The 22,148-nt window shown below is 70.5% G+C and carries 23 protein-coding genes and 1 tRNA gene; 7 read left to right on the top strand and 17 right to left on the bottom strand.

What is annotated here, in order from left to right; genetic code table 11:
• Window position 1 precedes the first annotated feature (1 nt).
• The 5 genes from Q0C38_RS05330 to Q0C38_RS05310 all read right to left on the bottom strand — a co-directional run bounded on the left by Q0C38_RS05330 (window position 2) and on the right by Q0C38_RS05310 (window position 4,963).
• Entirely contained in the window at window positions 2-1,003 is a 1,002-nt protein-coding gene (locus tag Q0C38_RS05330) for a tripartite tricarboxylate transporter substrate binding protein (protein ID WP_291296027.1), read from the bottom strand.
• Window positions 1,004-1,084: 81 nt separating this feature from the next.
• Window positions 1,085-2,251 carry a lipid-A-disaccharide synthase gene (gene lpxB, locus Q0C38_RS05325; protein WP_291296026.1) on the bottom strand — a complete coding sequence of 389 codons (1,167 nt, stop codon included), beginning with the start codon at window positions 2,249-2,251 and terminating at the stop codon, window positions 1,085-1,087.
• On the bottom strand, window positions 2,248-3,456 hold the full coding sequence (locus Q0C38_RS05320) for a M20/M25/M40 family metallo-hydrolase (protein ID WP_291296025.1): 1,209 nt from the start codon (window positions 3,454-3,456) through the stop codon (window positions 2,248-2,250). Before Q0C38_RS05320 ends, lpxB begins: the two co-directional genes overlap by 4 nt.
• Window positions 3,453-4,337, bottom strand: a complete 885-nt coding sequence (locus Q0C38_RS05315; protein ID WP_291296024.1) for a nitrilase-related carbon-nitrogen hydrolase — start codon at window positions 4,335-4,337, stop codon at window positions 3,453-3,455. The genes Q0C38_RS05320 and Q0C38_RS05315 overlap by 4 nt, the downstream gene beginning before the upstream one ends.
• A complete protein-coding gene (locus tag Q0C38_RS05310; protein WP_291296023.1) occupies window positions 4,334-4,963 on the bottom strand; it encodes a GNAT family N-acetyltransferase in 630 nt (209 codons plus the stop codon). The genes Q0C38_RS05315 and Q0C38_RS05310 overlap by 4 nt, the downstream gene beginning before the upstream one ends.
• Window positions 4,964-5,015: 52 nt before the next feature.
• On the opposite strand from Q0C38_RS05310, the gene Q0C38_RS05305 reads away from it, so the two are divergent.
• Complete coding sequence (locus Q0C38_RS05305) at window positions 5,016-5,273, top strand: SemiSWEET family sugar transporter (protein ID WP_291296022.1); 258 nt, start codon at window positions 5,016-5,018, stop codon at window positions 5,271-5,273.
• Here the strand turns inward: Q0C38_RS05305 and Q0C38_RS05300 are convergent.
• A complete protein-coding gene (locus Q0C38_RS05300; RefSeq protein WP_291296021.1) occupies window positions 5,270-6,409 on the bottom strand; it encodes a GTP-binding protein in 1,140 nt (379 codons plus the stop codon). The genes Q0C38_RS05305 and Q0C38_RS05300 overlap by 4 nt on opposite strands.
• Window positions 6,406-6,834: a phosphoribosyl-AMP cyclohydrolase gene (hisI, locus tag Q0C38_RS05295; RefSeq protein ID WP_291296020.1), complete on the bottom strand. Its 429-nt coding sequence runs from the start codon at window positions 6,832-6,834 to the stop codon at window positions 6,406-6,408. The genes Q0C38_RS05300 and hisI overlap by 4 nt, the downstream gene beginning before the upstream one ends.
• A 59-nt stretch (window positions 6,835-6,893) precedes the next feature.
• Here hisI and Q0C38_RS05290 point away from each other — a divergent pair, with 59 nt between their 5' ends.
• Window positions 6,894-7,391: a Fur family transcriptional regulator gene (locus Q0C38_RS05290; protein WP_291296019.1), complete on the top strand. Its 498-nt coding sequence runs from the start codon at window positions 6,894-6,896 to the stop codon at window positions 7,389-7,391.
• A 7-nt stretch (window positions 7,392-7,398) separates the two neighbouring features.
• Here Q0C38_RS05290 and metC read toward each other — a convergent pair whose 3' ends face one another.
• From metC to Q0C38_RS05270, 4 genes are read right to left on the bottom strand one after another with little or no spacing between them, the layout of a single operon-like run.
• Window positions 7,399-8,625 (bottom strand): cystathionine beta-lyase, encoded by a 1,227-nt coding sequence (gene metC / locus Q0C38_RS05285; protein WP_291296018.1) that lies wholly within the window; start codon window positions 8,623-8,625, stop codon window positions 7,399-7,401.
• A complete protein-coding gene (sseA, locus tag Q0C38_RS05280) occupies window positions 8,618-9,487 on the bottom strand; it encodes a 3-mercaptopyruvate sulfurtransferase (protein WP_291296017.1) in 870 nt (289 codons plus the stop codon). The genes metC and sseA overlap by 8 nt, the downstream gene beginning before the upstream one ends.
• Before the next feature lie 2 nt (window positions 9,488-9,489).
• On the bottom strand, window positions 9,490-10,227 hold the full coding sequence (locus Q0C38_RS05275; RefSeq protein WP_291296016.1) for an alanyl-tRNA editing protein: 738 nt from the start codon (window positions 10,225-10,227) through the stop codon (window positions 9,490-9,492).
• Window positions 10,227-10,847 (bottom strand): NUDIX domain-containing protein, encoded by a 621-nt coding sequence (locus Q0C38_RS05270; RefSeq protein WP_291296015.1) that lies wholly within the window; start codon window positions 10,845-10,847, stop codon window positions 10,227-10,229. The genes Q0C38_RS05275 and Q0C38_RS05270 overlap by 1 nt, the downstream gene beginning before the upstream one ends.
• A 79-nt stretch (window positions 10,848-10,926) precedes the next feature.
• Here Q0C38_RS05270 and Q0C38_RS05265 point away from each other — a divergent pair, with 79 nt between their 5' ends.
• The gene (locus tag Q0C38_RS05265) at window positions 10,927-11,847 is read left to right on the top strand and encodes a DMT family transporter (RefSeq protein WP_291296014.1); all 921 of its coding nucleotides are present in this window, start codon (window positions 10,927-10,929) and stop codon (window positions 11,845-11,847) included.
• 166 nt (window positions 11,848-12,013) lie between these two features.
• On the opposite strand, the gene Q0C38_RS05260 is transcribed toward Q0C38_RS05265, so the two are convergent.
• From Q0C38_RS05260 to Q0C38_RS05235, 6 genes are read right to left on the bottom strand one after another with little or no spacing between them, the layout of a single operon-like run.
• Window positions 12,014-12,394 (bottom strand): c-type cytochrome, encoded by a 381-nt coding sequence (locus Q0C38_RS05260; protein ID WP_291296013.1) that lies wholly within the window; start codon window positions 12,392-12,394, stop codon window positions 12,014-12,016.
• Window positions 12,395-12,421: 27 nt separating this feature from the next.
• Entirely contained in the window at window positions 12,422-12,892 is a 471-nt protein-coding gene (locus Q0C38_RS05255) for a CopD family protein (RefSeq protein WP_291296012.1), read from the bottom strand.
• Between the two features lie 13 nt (window positions 12,893-12,905).
• Window positions 12,906-13,550, bottom strand: coding sequence for a ParA family partition ATPase (gene parA / locus Q0C38_RS05250; protein ID WP_291296011.1), 645 nt, complete (start codon window positions 13,548-13,550; stop codon window positions 12,906-12,908).
• A gap of 52 nt (window positions 13,551-13,602) precedes the next feature.
• A complete protein-coding gene (locus Q0C38_RS05245; RefSeq protein ID WP_291296010.1) occupies window positions 13,603-14,859 on the bottom strand; it encodes a D-amino acid dehydrogenase in 1,257 nt (418 codons plus the stop codon).
• Between the two features lie 2 nt (window positions 14,860-14,861).
• Complete coding sequence (locus Q0C38_RS05240; protein WP_291296009.1) at window positions 14,862-15,206, bottom strand: hypothetical protein; 345 nt, start codon at window positions 15,204-15,206, stop codon at window positions 14,862-14,864.
• A gap of 6 nt (window positions 15,207-15,212) precedes the next feature.
• On the bottom strand, window positions 15,213-16,526 hold the full coding sequence (locus tag Q0C38_RS05235; RefSeq protein ID WP_291296008.1) for a sulfite oxidase: 1,314 nt from the start codon (window positions 16,524-16,526) through the stop codon (window positions 15,213-15,215).
• 117 nt (window positions 16,527-16,643) lie between these two features.
• Between Q0C38_RS05235 and Q0C38_RS05230 the strand changes: the two genes are divergently transcribed.
• The 4 genes from Q0C38_RS05230 to Q0C38_RS05215 all read left to right on the top strand — a co-directional run bounded on the left by Q0C38_RS05230 (window position 16,644) and on the right by Q0C38_RS05215 (window position 22,129).
• Window positions 16,644-18,077, top strand: coding sequence for an NAD(P)H-hydrate dehydratase (locus Q0C38_RS05230; RefSeq protein WP_291296007.1), 1,434 nt, complete (start codon window positions 16,644-16,646; stop codon window positions 18,075-18,077).
• 25 nt (window positions 18,078-18,102) lie between these two features.
• Window positions 18,103-19,497, top strand: coding sequence for a malonyl-CoA decarboxylase domain-containing protein (locus tag Q0C38_RS05225; RefSeq protein WP_291296006.1), 1,395 nt, complete (start codon window positions 18,103-18,105; stop codon window positions 19,495-19,497).
• Window positions 19,498-19,523: 26 nt separating this feature from the next.
• The gene (locus tag Q0C38_RS05220) at window positions 19,524-21,935 is read left to right on the top strand and encodes a transketolase (protein ID WP_408870005.1); all 2,412 of its coding nucleotides are present in this window, start codon (window positions 19,524-19,526) and stop codon (window positions 21,933-21,935) included.
• A 109-nt stretch (window positions 21,936-22,044) separates the two neighbouring features.
• Window positions 22,045-22,129 (top strand) — tRNA-Leu (locus Q0C38_RS05215).
• Window positions 22,130-22,148: the final 19 nt, after the last annotated feature.

Raw genomic sequence — 22,148 nt, 5'->3', positions numbered from 1 at the left:
GCTACTCGACGCGGAGGCGGAACTGCGCGACCAGCGGCTGCACGGCGGCCGACTGCGCGCGCAGAACGGCGTCGAGCTCGGCCGGGTCCGAGCCCACGGGCTCGGCGGCGACCTCGCGCATCCGCCGTGCCGCATCGGGCTGTGCGATCGCCGCGCGGATCGCCGTGCCCAGCTGCGCGATCACCGCCGCCGGCGTTCCGGCCGGGGCGAAGAACCCGTTCCAGCCGGCGATGGCGAGGTTCGGGAATCCCTGCTCGGCGACGGTCGCCACATCGGGCAGCGCCTCGGTGCGGCGTGACGCCGTGGTGGCGAGCGCCTTCAGCGCGCCGCTGCGCACATGGCCGAGCGCGGTGGAGATCTGGTCGCCGCCGAACTGGATGCGGCCTGCGAGCATCTCCTGCACCAGCGGCGCCGCACCCCGGAAGGGGATGTGCTCCATCGTGATGCCGGCATCGCGCTTGTAGACTTCGCCCAGCAGATTCATCGTGCTGCCAGGGCCCGTCGACCCATAGTTCAGCGCGGTGGCAGGCTGCGTCCTGGCCCAGGCTGCGAACTCCGTGAGGTTGCCAGCCGGGACATTGGCCGCACCCAGGAGCAGGAACGGCACGTTCGCGGCAAGTGATACGGGAGCGAAATCACGGAACATGTCGTGCGGCGCGCGCCCGGCGTCGGCGAGCGCGGCCGAGGTCGTGGTGAAGGTGAGGTTGTGGAAGAGCAGCGTGTAGCCATCGGCCGCTGCCTTGGCGACCACGTCGGCCCCGATCGCACCGCCGCCGCCGCCGCGGTTCTCGACGACCACGGGCTGGCCGAGCGTCGTCGTCATGCCCTGTGCGATCAGGCGGGCGAGCATGTCGGTCGTTCCGCCGGCGGGGAATGGAACGACGATACGGATCGACCGCGAAGGGAATGCCTGCGCGCGCGCCGGGCCGATCGTTGCGGCCAGGATCGGTGCTGCGCAGAGCGGTGCTGCCGCGCCAAGCAGCGTGCGACGACGAAGCTGCATCGAACCATCCTCCCATATCGGCCCATGCATGCCGGGCATCTTTGTCTTGCTGCCGGACTGTTCTCGTGCCTGACCCGGCCGTCAAGCCCGCCCGTCAAGCCCGCCCGTGAAGCCCGTTTTTTCGTCGATCGCGGCGAGAACGGCGTCCGCTGCCGCCTCGCTTGGCTGCTGGCCACCTGGCGGGGACAGCGCGGCGCGGGCCTCCGCGTAGGCCGCGTGCTGCGCCGCGGCGGCGGCAGGATCAGCGAGCAGCGGTGCGAGCGTGGCGGCGAGCGTCTCGCCCGTGCACGCCTCCTGGATCAGCTCCGGGATCGCGGGCGTGGTGGCGAGGATGTTCACAAGCGAGGCGTGGCGGACCTTCACCAGCCGCCGCACGATCGCTGCCGTGATCGGGTTCACCTTGTAGGCCACCACCTGCGGCACGCCGGCGAGCGCAACTTCGAGGGACGAGGTGCCGGATTTCACGAGTGCTGCCGTCGCCGCGGCAAGCGCATCGCGCTTCTCGCCATCGGCGGAAAGAACGGGAATGCGAGGCCACGCGGCTTCGATGCGCGCGACATGGCGCGGCAGGGCGAGCGCTACGGGCGCGAAACCCGGCACGGCCTCGCGCAGCCGGTCGATCGCTGCCCCGAACACGGGCAGGTGCCGGTTGAGCTCGCCGCCACGGCTTCCCGGCATCACCACCAGCACCTTCGCATCGGCTGCGATGCCATTGCGTTGACGGAACGCATTGGCGTCACCCGCGACGGCGCCTTCCAGGATTGGGTGGCCGACGAAGCGCGCATCGATGCCGGCCTTGGCGAAGAACGAAGGCTCGAACGGCAGCAGGCAGAGCAGCCTGTCGACCGAGGCGGCAATGCGCTTCACCCGCCACGGCCGCCATGCCCAGACCTGCGGTGCGACATAGTGCACGACGCGCACGCCCTTTGGCCGCACGCGCGCGGCCAGCCTCAGCGTGAAGGAGGGCGCATCGATCGTCACCAGCGCCGCGGGTCGTTGCGTGAGGATATCGGCCTCCGCCTCGCCCATGCGGCGGATGAGGCGGGCGAGCGAGGGCAGTACCTCGGCGAGCCCCATCAGCGACAGCTCCTCCATCGGGAAGAGCGAGACGAGGCCCTCCGCCTGCATCCGTGCCCCGCCGATGCCGGCGACGCGGAGATCGGGCCGCCGCGCGCGGAGTGCTGCGATCAGCCGCGCACCGAGGATGTCGCCCGAGGCCTCGCCGGCAACCAGGTAGACGAGCGTCATGCAGCGGCAAGCTCCCGCACCGCGACGGCGAGCGCATCGGCGATGGCGTTGAGCTCGGCGAGCACGACGTTCTCGTCACCCCCGCCCATGCCGTGCGGCGTCGGGCCGAACACTGCGGTGGGGATGCCGGCGAGGCGAAACAGCCGCGCATCGGAGGCACCGACGCGCATGTTGAGCACGGGCCGCGCGCCGAGGATCGGCGTCGCGGCACGCGCGAGCGCGTCGAACATCGGGTGCGTGGGTGGCGTGACGGTCGGTTCCCACACCACATCGGTTTTCAGCGTCACGCCCGGCAGATCGGCGATGGCCGCGCGTGCGGCAGCGATCACCGCCGCGGTGGTCACGCCTGGCGGCAGGCGGATGTCGCAGCCAGCCATGGCCGTGTCGGGGATCAGGTTCGGGCTCGTTCCGGCAGCGATCCGCCCGAGATTCACGGTGATCCGCGACAATGTGTCTGCCTCGCCAGCGCCGCCGAGCGGTTCGCTGACGGGCTTCGCCGCGGCGATCGCGGCGGCGACGTCGTCGGGCAGCGTCACCTTCGTGTCGCGGAGTGCAACGATCCGTCGCGCGGCTTCCATCACCGCCTCGGCCGCGTTCGTGCCGCGATGGACGTGCGCGCCATGCGCCGCACGGCCCTCGGCGGTGAGCGTCAGCCAGACCATGCCCTTCTCGCCGAAGCGGATCACGGCAGGGCTTCCCGCATCGGTGACGATGCAGCAATCGCCGCGCATCGCGGGCACCGTCTCGAGCAGGAAGGCCGTGCCGTCGCGCCCCATGCTCTCCTCGTCGCCGGCGAGTGCCAACACCACCTCGCCTGCCCAATCGCGGTTTGCGGCAAGGGCTGCGAGGACGGCGATGGCAGCGGCGATGCCGCCCTTCATGTCGGCTGCCCCGCGCCCATAGAGGCGACCGTCACGCACGGCGGGCGCGTAGGCGGGCGTGGTCCAGCGCGCCGGATCGCCGGCGGGGTAGGTGTCGAGATGGCCGGACAGCACGATGCGCCGGCCGGGCCGTGCGCCTTTCAGGACGGCGACGATGTTGTGCACCGGCTCGCGCTTCACATGCCGAGTCGCGACGACGCCAGGGATGGCGGCGAGGAGCGCTTCGGCCGCATCGGCCACCGCGCGCGTGTCGCCCGGCGGTGTCTCTGACGGCACGGCGATGAGCGCCATGGCGGTGCGGAGGATCAGGTCATGGTCGGTCATGCGGAACGGTCCGGACAAGGAATGATGGGGCAGGGGGGAACGGCAGGCTGCGGCCAGTCGGCGTGGTTCGTCACCGCACCCTCGCGGCGCACGCGCGCGATCGCGGCAGGGTCCAGCGTGGCAACCGCAAGGCCGGGTGCGTCTGCTTCCTGCTCGGCGACGATGCCGGAGGCCGCGAAGCCATGGTCGGCGGGGCCGTAGAGGCCGGCGGTGCCGCGATTGACGTCGAGGCTCTCGCAGCCAGGCCTTTCGCCAACGGTGGGTGCGACGGCGACGAAGCACTGGTTCTCGATCGCCCGCGCGCGCGCCGAAAGGGTGATGCGCGCCGCGCCGTGGGGGCTGTCGGTGCACGCTGGAACGAGGATGGCCCAGGCCCCGGCAAGCACCTGCGCGCGCACCAGCGGCGGGACCTCCGCGTCGTAGCAGACGGCGATGCCGATCACGCCCCACGGCGTGGCGAACACCGATGGCAGCCCGCCCGGCGAGAGACCCCACGCCTCGCGCTCGAACCGCGTGCGGCAGTGCTTCTGCTGCATCCCGACGAGTCCCGAGGGTGCGACGAGCGGGCACGCATTCACGATACCGCTTCCCGCCTGGCGCAGCAGGACCGTTCCACCGGCGATCCAGATCCCGTGCCGCGACGCCGCGCGCTCCATCGCCGCGACCAGCGATGGTGCCGCGTCAGCCGCGGCATCACGCTCGGCCGCCGCATCGCCGCCGGCGCTGGCGAAGGCGTCCTCGCAGGGCGCGTATTCAGGCAGCAGCAGGAGGTCGGCGCCCGCGGCGCGCGACGCCTCGCACCATTGGTCAAGCGATGCCGCGAACCCCTCGCTTTGGCCGACGGGCCAGGCGAGGGCAGCCAGCCTGAGCGGGGCGGTCACGGCAGGGGCGTGTCCGACAGCGGGCGGATCCAGAAGGACAGGTCGTGGCGGCACGCCGCCGCATCGCCGATCTCGCGCCAGGCCATGTGGCAGACGAGGTCCGGGTAGGGAACGTAGCCGCGGCGGCGCCAGAACCCGTCGAGTGACCGGTGGCCGTCCGGGCGGCGAGGGTCATCGCCCGGCCGCACGACGGCACAGAAGCAGGCATGCGCGACGCCGGGCCAGGTGGCGGCGTGGGCCTCGCGCGCATCGAACAGCCTGTGCCCGATGCCGCGGCCGCGATAAGCGGGCAGCAGCACCGATTCGCCGAAATAGAAGAACCGCGCGGGGTCGAGCCCATGGTCCTCGAACGGTTCGCGGATCACGTCGTTCTCCGCCGCAAGCGGCAGGCAGGTGGCGGCCCCCACCACAGCGGCGCCGTCACGCACCAGCACCACCGCCCCGCCATCGCGGCAGTAGCGGGCGAGGTAGCTGGCCTCGTAGGCGGCATCCCCTTCGTAGAGGTAGGGGTACTCGCGGAACACGGCGATGCGCAGCCGCGCGAGATCCTTCAGGTGCGGCAGCAGCGCCGGGCCTGTCAGGGTCTCGATCCGCAATGCGTCCAGCTTGGGCGTCTCGCCTTCCATCCCCGAATGCTTAGAGTGCGCCGCGCGGAACGGCAACGAAGGGGTGACGCTGGTGGACTGGACAGAAGGGGTCGGCGTGGTCGCCGGCATCCTGACAACGGTGGCCTTCGTGCCCCAGGCCTGGAAGACGCTGAAGACGCGGAGTGCGGGGGATTTCGCCCTGCCGATGCTGCTGCTGTTCTGCACGGGGGTGGCGATGTGGCTCGCCTACGGCCTGCTGCGCGGTGCGCCCGGCCTGATCATGGCCAACGGCGCGACGCTGTTCCTGGCGCTGGCCATCCTCTGGGTGAAGCTCCGCGAGAAAAGCTAGACCCCGGCCCGCACCGCCGCTTCCTTCGCCGCGGCGAGGTTGAAGGCGCGAAGCCCGTCCTCGACCACCGCCCGATCGAGGTCACGTACGATGAAGACGATGCGTGAGCGGCGGTCGTCAGACCCATCCGCATGCTTCGGCCAGGCCGGCAGCGGGGCAGGGGGGTGCAGCAGGTGCTGCACGCCGTGGATGGCGATGGGCCGCTCCTGCCCGGCGATGTCGAGGATGCCCTTGATGCGGAGCAGGCTGTCGCCCCGCGTCACGATCAGCATCTCGAGCCAGGTGGCGACGGCCTGCCAGTGCAGCGGCTCGTCGAAGGTGAGGCAGAAGCTCCTAATCCGCGCATCGTGGCGGTTCACGTCATGCGGGTCCTGCGCCTCGCCCGCCCCATGGTCCTGGTGGTGATGATGGTGATGGTCGTGGTGGTCGTGGTGGTCGTGGTGGTGCTCGCGGCTGGCATAGGCCTCGGCGTTCAGCCAGGCGGCGACGTCGGGGATCTTCCGCGCCGGGTCGAACAGCCCGGCATTGAGGATCGCGCCGGGCTCGACCGCGCCCATCGTCGCCGTGATCCGCCGCGCGCCCGGGTTCAGCCGGCCGAGCCTGGCCGAGAGATCGGCCAGCACCTCGGCGCCGGCGAGGTCGGTCTTGGTCAGCACGATGCGGTCTGCGACGGCGGCCTGCTTCACGCTTTCCGGCTGTGCGTCGAGCGTCGCCGCCCCGTTCACGGCATCGATCGTGGTGACGATGCCATCGAGCCGGTAGCGCGCGACGATGTCGCCCTCGGCCATCAGCGTGTGCAGGATGGGTGCCGGGTCGGCCAGCCCCGTCGTCTCGATGACGACGCGATCGAACCCGAGCTCACCCGCATCGGCGCGTGCGGCGAGGCGGCGCAGGCTGTCGACCAGCTCGCCGCGGACGGTGCAGCAGAGGCAGCCGGAGGAGAGCAGAACGATGTCGCCATCGACCTTCTCCACCATCAGATGATCGAGCCCGATCTCGCCGAACTCGTTGATCAGCACGGCGGTGCGGGCAAGCTCTGGGTGGCGGAGAAGCTGGTTCAGCAGCGTCGTCTTGCCGCTGCCGAGGAAGCCTGTCAGCACGGTGACAGGAATTGGCACGGGGATGGGCGCGCTCATGCCCGTGTGCCGTAGAGGGCGTTGGGGTCGGCGATGCGCTCAGCGATGCTGGTCACGGCACCGTCGCGGATCGCCTGGAAGAAGCAGCTGCGCCGTCCGGTGTGGCAGGCGACGCCCGTCTGGTCGACCAGGGCGAGCAGCGTATCTCCGTCACAGTCGAGCCTCAGCTCGATGAGGCGCTGGACCTGGCCGGAGGTGTCACCCTTCCGCCACGGCGCCTGGCGGCTCCGGCTCCAGTAGCAGACGCGGCCGGTGGCCAGCGTCTCGGCCACCGCGTCGCGGTTCATCCAGGCCATCATCAGCACCTCGCCGGTTGCTGCATCCTGCGCGATCGCGGGAACGAGGCCCGTGGCATCGAAGCGGATCGCGGCGATCAGCGCCTCGCGGGCGGCTTCGGGCGGTGGGGCATAGGGGTCGATGGCCACGGTGCGTCCTTCGCGTTTCTCTCGTCACCGTATATTATAACGCAGAGAGGAGCGTGACCATGGCAGCGCAGAGACCGGGAGTGGCGGATGTGGAGGCGGCACTCGACCGGGCGGAGGCGCACTGCGCCGCGCGCGGGGCGAAGCTGACGGAGCTTCGCCGCCAGGTGCTGTCACTGGTCCTCGAAAGCCCCGTGCCGCTTGGCGCGTACGCGCTCCTCGACCGGCTGAAGCCCAACCATGCCGGCGCGGCACCGCCCACCGTCTATCGCGCCCTCGAGTTCCTGACCGAGCATCGCCTCGTGCATCGGATCGAGCGGCTCAATGCCTTCATCGGCTGCAACGTGGGCTGCGCCCATGCCTGCGACGAGCACGGCCATGCGCATGACCATGCCCACGCCGCGCAGTTCCTGATCTGCGGCCGCTGCGGCGGGGTCGAGGAGATCGAGGATGACGGCGTCCGTGCCGCGCTGGCCGCCGCCGCGCGCCGCGCGGGGTTCCGCCCCGCGCATGCCACGGTCGAGGTCGAGGGAACCTGCCGCGCCTGCTCGGCCCAGTAAGGCGGCGCTACCCCTTGAAGCCGCGCAGCACGGCGAGGCCTGCCTCGAGATCGGCGATGATGTCTGCCGTGTCCTCCAGCCCGATATGCAGCCGCACCGTCGGCCCGCCCGTGTCGCCGCTCGTCGCGGTGCGGGTGACGAAGCCGGTGGTCGGCAGCGCCAGGCTCTCATAGCCGCCCCATGACGCGCCGATGCCGAACAGGCTGAGGCTGTCGACGAAGGCATGGCTCGCGGCGACGCTGTACTCGGGGCGGAGCACGAGGCCGAACAGGCTGCACGCGCCGGTGAAGTCGCGCTTCCAGATCTCGTGGCCCGGCGCTCCCGGCAGCGCGGGATGGAGCACGCGCAGCACCTCGGGCCGCCTGGCAAGCCAGGCGGCGACCGCAAGCGCGCTCTCGGCCTGCTGCTTCAGCCGCACCGGCATCGTCCGCACGCCGCGCAGTGCCAGCCAGCAATCATCCGGCGAGGCGTACTGCCCGAGCTGCAGCGACGCCCAGCGCAGCGCCTGCCAGTCCTCCTCGGAGCCCACCGTGATGGAACCCAGCAGCACGTCGGAATGGCCGACGACGTATTTCGTCAGCGCCTGGATCGAGACGTCGACGCCATGGCGGAAGGGCTGGAAGTGATGGATGCCCCAGGTGTTGTCCATCATCACCTTCGCCCCCTTCGCGTGCGCCGCGCGCGCGATGGCGGGGATGTCCTGCATCTCGAAGGTGTGGCTGCCCGGGCTCTCGGTGTAGACGACCTTGGTCGCGGGCCGGATCAGCGCCGCCATGCCGGCTTCGTCGACGGCTGGGTCGTAGTAGCTCGTCTCGATGCCCAGGCGCGCGAGCATGCCGTCGGCGAAGCCGCGCGCGGGGCCGTAGACGCTGTCGGGCAGCAGCAGGTGCTCGCCCGTCTTGAGGAAGGCGAGCAGCGGCACCGTGACGGCCGCGAGGCCTGTCGAGACGATCTGGCAACGATGTCCGCCCTCGATCTCGCAGATCACGTCCTCGAGCGCGTGGTGGTTCGGCCCGCCACCCGTGCCGTAGGTGAGCGCCTGGTCGTAGCGCTTGGTGGCCGATGCCATGCGGTCGGCGCAATTGGCGAACAGCACGGTCGAGCCGCGCACGACGGGCGGGTTGACGAAGCCGTGGGCGCGCGTGCCGGCGCGGCCCGCATGGCTCATGCGCGTCGAGAAGCCGTGGCCCTGGTGCTTCGAGCCAGCGCCCTTGGGCGCGCTGTCGTCAGGCATGGGTGGTGGTCTCCACGGGGGTGTCGGGATGGCCGCCCCACTCCGTCCAGCTTCCGTCATAGACGGCGACGTCAGGGTGGCCGACGAGATGGGCAGCGAAGGCGATGGCGCACGCCGTGACGCCGGAGCCGCAGGAGGCAATCACCGGCCGCGTCCCGTCCACCCCAGCCTTGGCGAGGATGGCACGAAGCTCCGGTGCTGCGCGGAACGTCGCGTCCGCGTTCAGCAACGTGAGATGCGGGACGTTGGACGAGCCCGGGATGTGGCCGCCCCGGAGCCCCGCGCGCGGCTCAGGCACCGTCCCGTCGAACCGGCCGGCGGGCCTGGCGTCGACCACCTGTTCCGCCCGCGTGGCCACATTGCCAAGCACGGCGGAGCGATCGCGCACGAGCCAGGGCCGGAAGGCAGGGGCGAACACGGCCTGCGCCGGCGCCGCTGGCGCGCCGCTCTCGGTCGGGCGGCCTTCGGCGACCCATTTCGGCAGGCCACCATCGAGCACTGAGGCCGCGTCGTGCCCGAAGGCGCGCATCATCCACCAGCCGCGCGCAGCTGACGCCATGCCCTTCTGGTCATAGAACACGATGCGGTGCGCGTTTGCGATGCCGAGTGCCTCCATCGCCGCAGCGAAGCCGGCGGGGTCGGGCAGCATGTGCGGCAGGTCGGATGACCGGTCCGCCACCGCATCGATGTCGAGATACCGCGCGCCCGGGATGCGCGCGTTGAGGTACTCGGCCTTCCCATCCTTCGGCTCGTTCGGCAGGTACTTGGTGATGTCGACCACCACGATCGACGCGTCACCGAGATGGTCGGCGAGCCACGCGGTGCTCACCAGCGCATCGGGGTTGGCGTAGCTCTCGGTCATCCTCAGCCCTCCAGCACGAGTGCGATGCGGCGGTTCTGCCGCCCCTTGTTCTCGACCTTGGCGACGACGACGCGCCCGACGGCCCCCGTCGATGGCACGTGCGTGCCGCCGCAGGGCTGGAGGTCGATCGGCGCCGCCTCCGGCCCGATGCGAACCAGCCTGATTCGACCCGACCCGCGCGGCGGCTTCACCGAGAGCGTGCGCACCATCCCGGGGTTGGCGTCGAGCTCTGCGTCGGTGATCCAGGAGGTCGTGATCGGGTGATCCTCCGCCACCAGGGCGGCGAGGCCCTGGTTCAGCCGTTCCTTGTCCGGCGCCTCGGGCAGGTCGAAATCGAGCCTGCCCTTGCCGTCGCCGATCGACCCGCCGGTGACGGCAGCACCAGGGATAAGGCTGCACAGCAGGTGCATGGCGGTATGGACGCGCATCAGCCGCAGGCGACGGTCCCAGTCGAGCACGGCCTCGATCGTTTCGCCGACGGCCGGCAGCGCCGCATCGGCCGTGACGCGATGCAGGATCGCGCCCCCCATCCCTTTATCGGCTTCCCCCTTCACCGTGTCGGTGACGGGAAGCGTCGTGCCATCGGGGCGGCGGAGCGTTCCCGTGTCACCCGGCTGGCCGCCGCCCTGGGCGTAGAACACGGTGCGGTCGAGAACGATGCCGTCAGGTCCAGCGGCAAGAACCGTGGCGGTGCACGACCGCAGCGAGGCATCGTCGCGGAACAGCGGGTCTGTCGTCATCAGGTCCAGTCTCTCCGAAGGCGGTCGCGGTTGGCCTGGAGCCAGAGCAGCGCGAGTGCCGTGGTGATGTTGACGATGCGGCCCTCTGCCAGCATCGCGAAGGCCTCCTCGGCCGGGAGCGCGAAGACGCGGATGTCCTCATGCTCGTCCGCGAGCCCGGCATGACCCGCCTCGCCGGCAGGCGCCTCGACGCGGCCAGCGAACACCGCGATCGTCTCGTCAGCGACCCCCGGGGTGAGCATGAAGCGGCCTGCGGGGGCGAGCGCGGTGACGACAAGCCCCGTCTCCTCCATCGTCTCGCGGATTGCCACGTCCGCGTCGGTCTCCGACCCATCGGCCAGCCCTGCCGCGACCTCGATCAGCCAGGGGTCGAGGCCGGCGGCAAGCGCGGGAAGGCGGAACTGCTCGATCAGCACCACCGTGTCGCGCGCCGGGTCGTACGGAATGACGGCGACGGCGCGGCCGCGGCGGAGCAACTCGTAGGTCGCCGGCCCGCGCGTCTCGCCGCGAAAGCCCTGGAAGGTGAAGGTGACGCGCTGGAAGCTGTTGTGGCCGCGCCAGATCGTCTCGACGGCCTCGATGGTGACGCGCGGATCGGCGGGGAGGGTTTCGTCTCGCATGCGGGGGGGAAACTAGACCCTCGGCCCTGGCCGGGCCAGGGGGGAGCGCCTAAGCTTCGTTGAGGAGAACGCCCGTCCCGTGCACAGTCTTTCCCCCGAGCGGCAGGACGACGCCCCCGCCGCGCTGGCGAAGCGTCGCGCACGGGCGATCGCTGCGATCATCGCTGCCTCCGCCACCTTCGCGCTCTCCGCGACGCTCGTGAAGCTTGTCGGCCCTGCGATCCCGACGGCGCAGATGGTGCTGTTCCGCTGCGCCGTCGTCCTCGCTGCGCTGAGCCCGCTGATCATCCGCGCCGGCGGGATCCGCACGCTGCGGACGCGCCAGCCGCTCTGGCATGCGATGCGCACGCTGGCGGGCTTCGGCGGGATGATGACGGCGTTCTACGGCTTCGTCACCCTCCCGCTGGCGGAGGTGACCGCGCTCGGCTTCACCATGCCGTTGTTCCTGACGATTCTCTCCATCCCGCTGCTCGGCGAGAAGGTGGGGATCCGGCGCGCGGGGGCTGTCGTCGTCGGCTTCCTCGGCGTGCTGCTGATCCTGCGCCCGGGTGCGTCGGCCGTGCCGCTGATCCCCGCGCTGGTCGTCGTGTTCGGTGCCGTGTGCTGGGCGCTTGCGATGATCGCGATCCGCCGGATGGGCAAGCTGGGCGAGAGCAACGTCACCATCGTCGCCTGGTTCTCGATCGTCGGCACCGTGCTCGCCGGTGTGCTGGCCATCCCCGTCTGGGTCACGCCGACGCTGTTGCAGTTGGCTGCACTGGTCGGCGTCGGGCTGACGAGTGCCGTCGCACAGTTGCTGATGACGGATGCCTACAGGCGTGGGGAGCCCTCGATCGTCGCCCCCTTCGAGTACAGCGGCATCCTCTGGACGGCGCTGATCGGCTTCCTGCTGTTCGACGAGCAGCCATCGCCCACGATGTTCGCGGGCGTTGCCGTGCTCGTGGCGTGCGGCGTCTACATCCTGCACCGCGAGGTGGCGGTGGGACAGCGCGGACACTGAGGGGGGAGGGGTCATCGGAGGCCCCGGTTCCGAACGATTCAGCAGGGAACCGGGGGTCCGACCCGCGGCAGTACCTTCTCGCCGCGCCTGAGAATGCTCGCATATGACGGTTTCAGCGGGGTTAACGCGGCAAGACAGTTTCGTGTCGCTCGCAGCCCCCGCCTCGTCAGCGGCGCCTCAGACCCAAGATATAAGTAACCAGGTCGTCGGTTTCCTCCCTCGTCAGGCTGAGGTCTGGCATGCGCGCGTGTGGTGTGCGGAGGAAGACCGAGAGCGACATCACGGTGGTGGAGGGGCGATCGGCGACGGATTGCAGCGTCGGCGCGCCATCGGTCGCTGGTGTCCCCGATCGACCGACGGCGTGGCAGGCGGTGCACCACCGCTCGGCGATCATGGCGCCGGACACCGCGTCGCCCGTCGGCACCTGTGCGGCGCCAGGGGATGACGCAAGCACCGGCAATGACGCAAGCAGCAGAAGGGCGACCAGGGGAGCGCGCATCCGATCCTCCATGTGATGGTGGAGCAACGATGCGCCGCGCACGATCACGGCGCCTTGACGGGGATCAACCGGGCTTCACAGCCCCCAGCGCCCGAACCCTGCCACGATCGAGGTGATGAGCCCGAGCACGAGGTTGAGCGTGATGAGCAACCGCACACGGTTGGCCGCTGCCGCCGCCGCCGGCCCGTCGCCACGGTCCATCGCCGCGCGGAACGCGGCATAGGGGCCGAACCAGATCACGAGGAACACCACGGCCATGATCACGCCGGTGAGGTTCATCACGTGCACGTGCACGCCTGCGTCGCGGAACCCGCCATACCAGCCGAACAGCAGCGCCCAGCCGGTGACGAGGATGATCGGCATCGCGTGCCAGATGATCATGAAGAAGCGGCGAAACACATGCGCGTGGAGCAGGAGCCGCTGTGGTGGTTCGAGAACGGCGAGAGAGGGGCGGAGTACGAGGATGGCAAAGGCCATCCCGCCGACCCAGACGATCGCGGCGAGAAGATGCAGCACGAACAGCGTGGTGGGCATCGTTGTCGTCATCATGGCATGACCCTCATCGGCGGCGCCCCAGCCATGGGTCGAGTGCGGCGACGAGGGCGCGCACCTCGTCGGCGGCGAGCGTGCGCGGCGCGCTCTCGGTCACGCCGAGCCCCGCTGCCATCGCCATGGCGTAGGCGGAGCGGTTGCCGAGGGAGGCCTCGAGGGCTGGCGTGCCGCCGCGCGCGATCTCGGCCTCCGTCGCCTCCAGAAGCTTCCCGCGGGCGGGAGCGCGGTTGAGCACGATGCGCGCCTCGCGCTTTTCCGCCTTCGCGAGATCGAGCGTCGGGCCTGTCGCCCAGAGGTCGAGCGGGCTCGGCTGCACCGGCACCAGCACGAGGTCGGCCGCGCGCACGGCGAGCCGCGCCTCGGTTTCGGCATGCGGCGGGCTGTCGATCAGCACCACGTCATGGTCGCGCTTCAGCCGCTCGATCTCGGCGGAAAGCCGCCAGCCGGCGGTGTCGGCGAAGCTGAGGCCAGCGGCCGCGGCGCGTGCCTGCGCCTTGCGGACGTCATGCCACCGGGTGAGCGATTTCTGCGGGTCGATGTCGAGCACCGCGACGCGGCGTGTCTCGGCCAACGCCGCTGCCAGTTGCGCGGCAAGCGTCGTCTTGCCTGCCCCGCCCTTCTGCTGCGCCACCGTGAGAACGATCGCTGCCATGGAGGCAGGCTAGCTGACCGACTCGCGCGCCTCCAACCAACTCAATCGCGATCTATCTGAACCGGTCTGGCGCGTAGGGGGCCGGGTCGAGCGGGGGTGAGCCGCCCGTCATCAGCGCCGCGAGCAGACGCCCGCTGCCCGCCGCCATGGTCCAGCCGAGCGGGCCGTGGCCGGTGTCGAGCCAGAGATTGCGCAACGCTGTGCGCCCGATCAGCGGCCTGCCATCGGGTGACATCGGGCGAAGCCCTGTCCAGTGCGTCGCCTGCGCGAAATCGCCGCCCTCGGGGAACAGGCGCTTGAGCGTCGCCACCGTCGCAGCGGCCCGCGTCGGCGACGGCGTCTTGTCCCAACCGGCGAGTTCCAGCGTACCCGCGGCGCGCAGCCTGTCGCCGAAGCGTGCGACATAGATTTTGGCATGCTCATCCACCACCGCCATCTGCGGCGCGCCGTTTCGCCCAGATATCGGAACGGTAGCGGAATAACCCTTGCCGGGATAGACGGGAATCCTCAGCCCCGCCGCCGCCGCGAGCTGGACCGACCAGCTTCCCGCCGCCAGCACCACCGCATCGGCGGCAAGCGTCTCGCCACCATCGAGCGCCACGCCCGTGACCGCGCCCGACGCGGTGGCGAGTCGCGCGACCTTCGCGCCGTAGCGGAAGCGAACGCCCGCCCGTTCGGCGGCATCGGCGAGGCCCTGGGTGAACTTCCAGGCATCGCCGGTCTCGCCATCCTTGGCGAAAAGGCCGCCGGCATAGCGCGGCGCGGCATCAGCCAGCGCGGGTTCGGCGGCGGCGATCCCGGCACGGTCGAGCAGCCTGGCCTCGAACCCGGAAGCGACCAGGCGCTTCTCCTTCGCCGCGGCAGACGCCATCTCGCCCGGCGTGGTGCAGAGCGTCAGCGTGCCGGCGAGCGAGTTCTGGTCATCGATGGCGAGCGTGTCGCGCAGCCGTGCGGTTTCCGCCGCCGAGAAGCGGCAGATGGCGCCGATCACCGCGGCGTTGGCGGCATAGTCGCGGGCGTTGCAGTTGGCGAGGAAGCGAACGCCCCACGACCACAGCGCCGGGTCCCAGCGGAAGGGGCGGAGCAGCAGCGGCGCATCCTCGCGACCCAGCCATTTCAGCATCTTCCCCGGCACGTCCGGTGCAGCCCACGGGCCGGAGGCAACCGAGATGTGGCCGCCATTGGCGAACGAGGTCTCGAGCCCCGCGCCCTCGCGCGCCTCGACCACCGTGACCTCGGCACCGGCCTCGCGCAGGAACCAGGCAGCGGAGACGCCGACGATGCCGGCGCCGAGGACGATGGCGTGCACGCTCAGTTCGTGGCGAAGGGGTTGTTGAACGCAGGCGGCCGTGTCCGGCGCGGCGGGAATGCGCGGGCGAGGTAATCGACGATCAGCTTCCGTTCATCCGCCTCGAGCGGGTTCATGTTCTGCTTCTCGACCATCCAATCCATCAGATCATCCCATTGCTGCCGCGTGAAGCCCGAGCGGCGGATCAGGGCGGTGGAGTGGCAGGCCGTGCAGGAATAGAAGGTCTCGTCGCGGCCATCCCCGTCGGGAAGCGCCGAGGGGTCCTCGGGCGCTTCATCGGCGGCGAGCGCGGGGAGGGGGGATGCGAGCAGCATCCCCCCGATGATCATGGCAAGCAGCGTCCGCATCGCGCCTCAGCCCACCAGGATCGCGGCACGGCTGACGGGGTTGCCGCCATAGCCCTGCGGGTTCCAGTTCGGTGCCGTGTGCGGCTGCATCCGGCCCCTGCTGTCGGTCGCGCGGTACCACACCTCGAAATACCCGTCCGACGGCAGGGCGACGTTGCCCTCCCAGCGCTGCCAGGCAAATTTGTTGGCGGGAGCGGCGACCCGCATCGGCGACCAGGTCGCGCCGAAATCGACGGAGGCGTGGACGGCGGAGACGGTGTCGTCCCCCGCCCACGCAGCGCCGCGGAGCGGCACCTGCCGCGTGCCGGCCGGCAGCCGAGATCCGTTGCCGAGGTTCGTCAGTACCGAGCGTACGGGCATCGACGTCATGTCGGTGAACGTCGCGCCGTTGTTGTTCGAGCCCGGAACGATCGGCGTGACGGGGATGCGATAGCTCGTGCCGCCCATGCCCTGGCCGGTGTGCGGCTTGTCGAGGATGACGATGCGCGTCAGCCATTTCTGGCTGAGCGAGCCTGGCCAGCCCGGAACGATCATCCGCACCGGCGCGCCGTTGATGTGCGGGATCGGCCCGCCATTGACGGCGAAGACGATCAGCGTGTGCTCCTCCATCGCTTTCGCGATCGGCATGCCGCGGCTGATCGCGGCACGGTCAGTCGCGCCCGAGAGATGCGGATCGGCGCCGTAGTGGCCGGTGTAGCGCGCCGAGGGCTTGAGCCCTGCCGCGGCAAGGACGTCCTTCAGCCGGACGCCGGTCCAGGCGGCGTTGCAGATCGCGCCGTTGCCCCACTGGTTGCCGCGCGTCTCGGGCACGTAGAAGCTGCGGCCGTTGCCGCCGCATTCCATCTGGAGCTGCAGCGTCACGTTCGGAAAGCGCGAGCGGAGCTCGCTGACGCTGAGTTCGAGCGGGGTGTTCACCTCCCCCTCGACCTTCACCTTCCAGGCATCGGCGTCGGCCGGAGGCTCGGGGATCTGGCCGTTGTTGCGGATGAAGATCCGGTTGTTCGGCGTCACCGCATCGTCGAGCAGCGTCTCCGGCGCCTCGCCGACCAGCGGGCGATCGCCCAGCAGGATCAGCGGGTCCTTGCCGGGGAACTCGAGCATGCGCGGGCCCGCGGGCGCGCCTTGCGCGAGGGCCGCGGGGATCAGGCCGCGCGGCATCGTGCCGGCGAAGGGGATCGCGGTACCGACGGCAGCGCCCATCGCGGCGAGTGAGGCACCCTTCAGCGCGCCACGGCGGCCGAAGGCGACCGCATCCGCCCGCTCGGCGTCATCGGCATAGAGTTCGGCGAGGCTGCGCTCGCGCTTTCCGAACGTCGTCATGGCATTCTTCCCTTGGAGTGTGTTTCCCGGCATTGGCGGCGACGATCATGCCAGCCGCAAGGGGAGTGAACCATCGTTTTTCCGAAGATAGCAATCGCCGACGTTGGGCCTGTCGCCGTGTTGACGCCAGCAGAGATGGGCGCTGCCGACCGTGCCGCGATCGAGGGCGGCATCGACGGGGGCGCGCTGATGCGCAGCGCCGGCCGCGCGGTGGCGCGCGAGATCATGCGCCGCTTCACCCCCGGCCGTGTCGTGGTGCTCTGCGGACCAGGAAACAACGGCGGTGATGGCTTTGTTATTGCAACATATTTGGAGCGGGTGGGTTGGCCCGTCACGGTCGCGCTGCTGGGCAGGGCCGAGGCACTCGCGGGGGATGCGGCCCAGGCAGCGCGGCTCTGGCGCGGGCCGATCGCTCCGCTCCTGCCCGCCGCGCTGGACGGGGCGAGGCTGGTCGTCGATGCGCTGTTCGGTGCGGGACTCGCGCGGCCGATCGCGGGCGATGCTGCCGCCACGCTCGCCGCCGTGCGCGTCCCACTCGTTGCGGTCGACCTGCCCTCCGGCGTCTCCGGCCTGACGGGGCAGGTGCTGGGCACCGCACCGCAGGCCGCACTCACCGTCACGTTCTTCCGCCCGAAGCCCGGGCACCTGCTGCTGCCCGGACGGCTCCTCTGCGGCGAGACGGTGGTAGCCGATATCGGCATCCCCGAGGCCGTGCTCGGGCCGATGGCGCCGCGCCTTTTCCTGAACACCCCGGCGCTCTGGCGCGAGGACCTGCCGCGCCGGCATGCGCGGGACAGCAAGTATGCACGCGGCCACCTCACCATCATTGGCGGCGTGACGATGACCGGCGCTGCGCGGCTCGCCGCCGCAGCCTCGCGTCGGGTTGGCGCGGGGCTCGTCAGCATAGCGGCGGGCGATGCCCCATCGGCCGCGATCTACCGTGCGGCAGAGCCTGGCGTGCTGGTGACGGAGGCCAGCATCGCGACGCTGCTCGCCGATCCCCGCCGCAATGCCTGGCTGGTGGGCCCTGGCCTCGCGCAGGGGGAGAGGACCAACGCGGTGCTCGCCGCCCTGCTCGCCTCGCTGCACGCCTCACTGCACGCCTCTGGCCGGGCGGTCGTGGTCGATGCCGATGCGCTCTCCGCCTGCGCCGGTGCGCCCGAACGTCTCGCCGGCGCGGCGCTGCTCACGCCCCACGCCGGCGAGTTCGCCCGCATCTTTGGACCCGTGGGCGATGACAAGGTTGCTGCGGCGCGCAGGGCAGCCGCCGCCACCGGCGCCGTCGTGCTGCTGAAGGGGGCGGACACGGTGATTGCCGCGCCTGACGGGCGGGCGGCGATCGACGCCAACGCCCCGCCCGACCTCGCGACTGCCGGCACGGGTGACGTGCTGGCCGGTGCCGCCGCCGGCCTGATCGCGCAAGGGATGAACCCGTTCAAGGCTGCCTCCGCCGCGGCCTGGGCGCTGGGCGAGGCAGCGCGCGAAACCGGCGCCGGCACGATCGCGGAGGATCTTCCCCCCCTCCTGCCACGCGCCCTGGCTGGTCTATAGTGCGGTGGCAGACGCAGGAGCTGGAATGGACACGGCGACATCAGGCGGTTTATTCGACCGTGCGCTCAAGCGGCTTCTGGAAGCATGGCGTGACGTCGCTGGCGGGGCGGAGGATGGCGACATTGCCGCCCAGATGCGCGATTGCCTCGAGGCCAAGGGCGGCGAAGTCTCCGCCCGCGCACGCTCGGCACGGCTGGCCAAGGCCTATCTCGCGGCGGATGCCGACGGCAAGGCGGAGTTCCTGCGCATCCTTGCCAGCTTCGACAGCGACCCTGCCGCGGTGGCCAAGGCCGTCGCGGCATTCCAGGCGGCGGGCGATGATGCCGCCGCTGCGGCACGGGCCCGGATGCAGCTTCGCCGCGCCCTCGAAGCCCCCCGCGCGCGGCTGGTCACGCAGTTCACCTCGATCCCGGAAGGCGTGAAGTTCGTCGTCGAGCTCCGTGCCGCCCTGCTTCAGCTTGCGAAGAAGGACCCAGCTCTTGCCGCGCTCGAGGCCGACATGCGCGCGCTGCTCGCTGCCTGGTTCGATGTCGGCTTCCTGGAACTGCGCCGGATCGACTGGCACAGCCCGGCGAACCTGCTCGAGAAGCTCGTCGGCTACGAGGCGGTGCACGAGATCAGGGGCTGGCGCGACCTCAAGAACCGGCTCGACAGCGACCGACGCTGCTACGCCTTCTTCCACCCGCGGATGCCTGACGAGCCGCTGATCTTCGTCGAGATCGCTCTGGTCAAGGGCCTCTCCGGCGACGTGCGCGCGCTGCTCGACGAGAAGGCCCCGGTGCAGGACCCGGCGGCGGCTGACACGGCGATCTTCTACTCCATCTCGAACTGCCAGCAGGGGTTGGCCGGCATCAGCTTCGGCAATTTCCTGATCAAGCGCGTTGTCGGCGAGCTCTCGTCAGAATTTCGCAATCTCAAGGCTTTCGCGACATTGTCTCCGATTCCGGGTTTCCGCCGATGGCTCGATTCAGTGGCGGTTGACGAGGCGTTGCTGAGCCCTGACGAGAAAGCGTCCCTCGCCGCCGCCCTGGGCGCCGACGAGAGCGATGTGCAGCCGGTCGCGAGGCTGCTTGCGAAACGGTCATGGCATCGTGACGCCGCAGTGGCGGAGGCGGCGAAGCCGATCCTGACGCGACTCTGCGCCCGGTACCTGGTCGCCGAGAACGCGGAGGGAAGGGCCGGGGAAGCAAAGCGTGCCCGTGACCCCGTCGCGCATTTCCACCTCACCAATGGCGCGCAGGCGGAACGGCTGAACTGGCTGGCGGACCGGTCGGAGAAGGGCCAGCGCGAGAGCCTTGGCCTGATGGTGAACTATCTCTACGACCTCGACGCGATCGAGGCGAACCACGAGGCCTATGTCGGGCAGGGCAAGCGGGCGGCATCGACCACGCTGAAGCGCCTCGCCCGCGGCTGGGCCTGACCGAGGCGGGACGGGAAGGAACGACAATGGCACCGGAAGGCATCGTTGGCCGTGCGGCGGCAACGCCCGCCGAGGATGCGGCGCACCTGGCGATGCTGCGGCGCCTCGAACAGCGCATCCTCTGGCTCGCGTCCTGGACGATCCATCACGCCAACCACGTCCGCCCCTCGCGCGACGGGTTGAAGGTCGGCGGCCACCAAGCCTCCTGCGCCTCGGTCGCCACCATGATGACGGCGCTCTACCTCGACATCCTCAAGCCCGAGGACCGCGTCGCGGTGAAGCCGCATGCGGGGCCGGTGTTCCACGCCATCCAGTACCTGCTGGGGCGTACGACGCGGGAACGGCTCGAGAGCTTCCGTGCGTTCGGCGGCACGCAGCCTTACCCCAGCCGCACGCGCGACGGGCTCGACGTCGATTTCTCCACAGGCTCCGTCGGCCTTGGCGTCGCGATCACGAACTTCGCCGCGCTGATCCAGGACTACGTCAGGCTGAAGGGAATGACGCCCGTGGGCTCGCGCCCCGGCCGGATGGTGGCGGTGGTGGGCGATGCCGAACTCGACGAGGGCAACATCTACGAGGCCCTGCTGGAGAGCTGGAAGCACGACATCCAGGATGTGTGGTGGCTGATCGACTACAACCGTCAGAGCCTTGATTCCATTGTTCCAGACAGGCTGTTCCACCGGATCGAGGGCCTGTTCCGCGACATGCGCTGGGATGTCGTGACCCTGAAATATGGCCGGAAGCTCGAGGCTGCCTTCGCCCAGCCCGGCGGCGAGGCGCTCCGGGCCTGGATCGATGACTGCCCGAACTCGGTCTACTCCGCGCTCACCTTCCAGGGCGGCGCTGCCTGGCGCGAGGCGATCACGGGCGACCTTGGGCGCAACCAGCGCATCCGCGCCCTGATCGACCCGATGAGCGACGACGTGCTCGCGGGGCTGATGACCAATCTCGGCGGCCACGACATGGAGACGGTGCTCGCCGCCATGCGCCAGGCTGCCGCGGCACCGCGCCCGACCGCCTTCATCGCCTACACGATCAAGGGGATGGGGCTGCCGCTTGCCGGCCACAAGGACAATCATGCTGGCCTGATGACCGTCGAGCAGATGGAAGGTTTCCGCGCGCAGCTCGGCATTGCACCGGGCGAGGAGTGGGAGCCATTCGCCGGCCTCGACGCCGAGACGACCGTGGCTGCGAAGCACTTCCTCGGCCAGGTGCCTTTCGCCGCGCCCCTGGCGGGCGAGGGAGAGACGCGGGGGCGCCGGCGCGTGTCGGCCGCCATTCCGGTGCCCGATGCGCTGCCGGCCCCGCGCCGCGCGCCGGGGCGGAAGATGTCCACCCAGGAGGCGTTCGGCCAGATCCTGTCGGAGATCGGCCGCGGGCAGGGGGATCTTGCCCCGCTCGCCTCCCGCATCCTGACCACCAGCCCGGACGTGACCGTCAGCACCAGCCTTGGGCCCTGGGTGAACCGGCGTGGCGTGTTCAGCCGCCACCGCCGCAATGACGTGTTCCGCGACCAGAAGGTCGTTTCCGCCCAGAAATGGGTGATGACGCCCGATGGCCAGCATGTCGAGCTTGGCATCGCCGAACAGAACCTGTTCCTGCTGCTCGCTGCGGCAGGTCTTTCCCATGATCTCAACGGCGTGCGGCTCATTCCTGTCGGGACGGTGTATGACACTTTCGTCCAGCGCGGCCTCGATGCGCTGTTCTATGGCTGCTATCAGGATGCGCGGTTCCTGCTGGTCTCGACGCCATCGGGCATCACGCTCGCGCCCGAGGGGGGGCAGCACCAGTCGATCTACACACCGCTGATCGGCATCGGACAGGACCGCCTCGCCTTCTACGAGCCCGCGCATGTGGATGAGCTCGGCGTCATCATGGCCTGGGCGTTCCGGCACATGCAGGCCGAGGGCGGGTCGTCCGTGTGGCTGCGGCTCTCGACGCGCCCGCTCGCCCAGCCCGAGCGGAATTTGACCGACGCCGAGAAGGACGCGGTGATCGCTGGCGGCTATTGGCGCATTCCCCCCTCGCCAGGCGCACAACTCGCCATCGCCTACGAAGGCCCTGTGGCGGAGGAGGCGGAGGCTGCGCACGCGGCACTGGCCGACGAGGTTCCCGGGCTGGGGCTTCTCGCCGTCACCTCGCCCGACCGGCTGCATGCCGACTGGCTGAGGGCCGAGCGTGCGCGGCGGACTGGCGGGCCAGCGACGGCACATATCGAGACGCTGCTGGCCCCGCTCGACCCGCGCGCCGGGCTCGTCACGGTGCTCGATGGCCACCCGGCGTCGCTCGCCTGGCTCGGCGCGGTACGGGGGCAGCGTGTGCAGGCGCTGGGGGTGGACCGGTTCGGCCAGACGGGCGATATCCCCGCCCTCTACCGCGCCTATGGCCTCGACACCGACGCGATCCTCGACGCCGCCGCGGCGGCACTGCTGGGCTGAGGGGGCGGCTGTTGCACCAATGACCGATCGGGGCTACATGCGCGCCCTCTCGGGCGGCTCCGCCGCACCGTGGCGGTCGTGCATGCGGAACGCCCCGCACTGGCCTGTCGCGGGCGTGGCGGAACTGGCAGACGCGCCGGATTTAGGTTCCGGTGACGCAAGTCGTGGGGGTTCAAATCCCTCCGCCCGCACCAGGCTCATTTCACGCCGCCC

The sequence above is a fragment of the Elioraea sp. genome, from assembly GCF_022842375.1.
GTDB lineage: Bacteria > Pseudomonadota > Alphaproteobacteria > Acetobacterales > Acetobacteraceae > Elioraea_A.
This window is presented reverse-complemented; position numbering and strand designations above follow the sequence as displayed.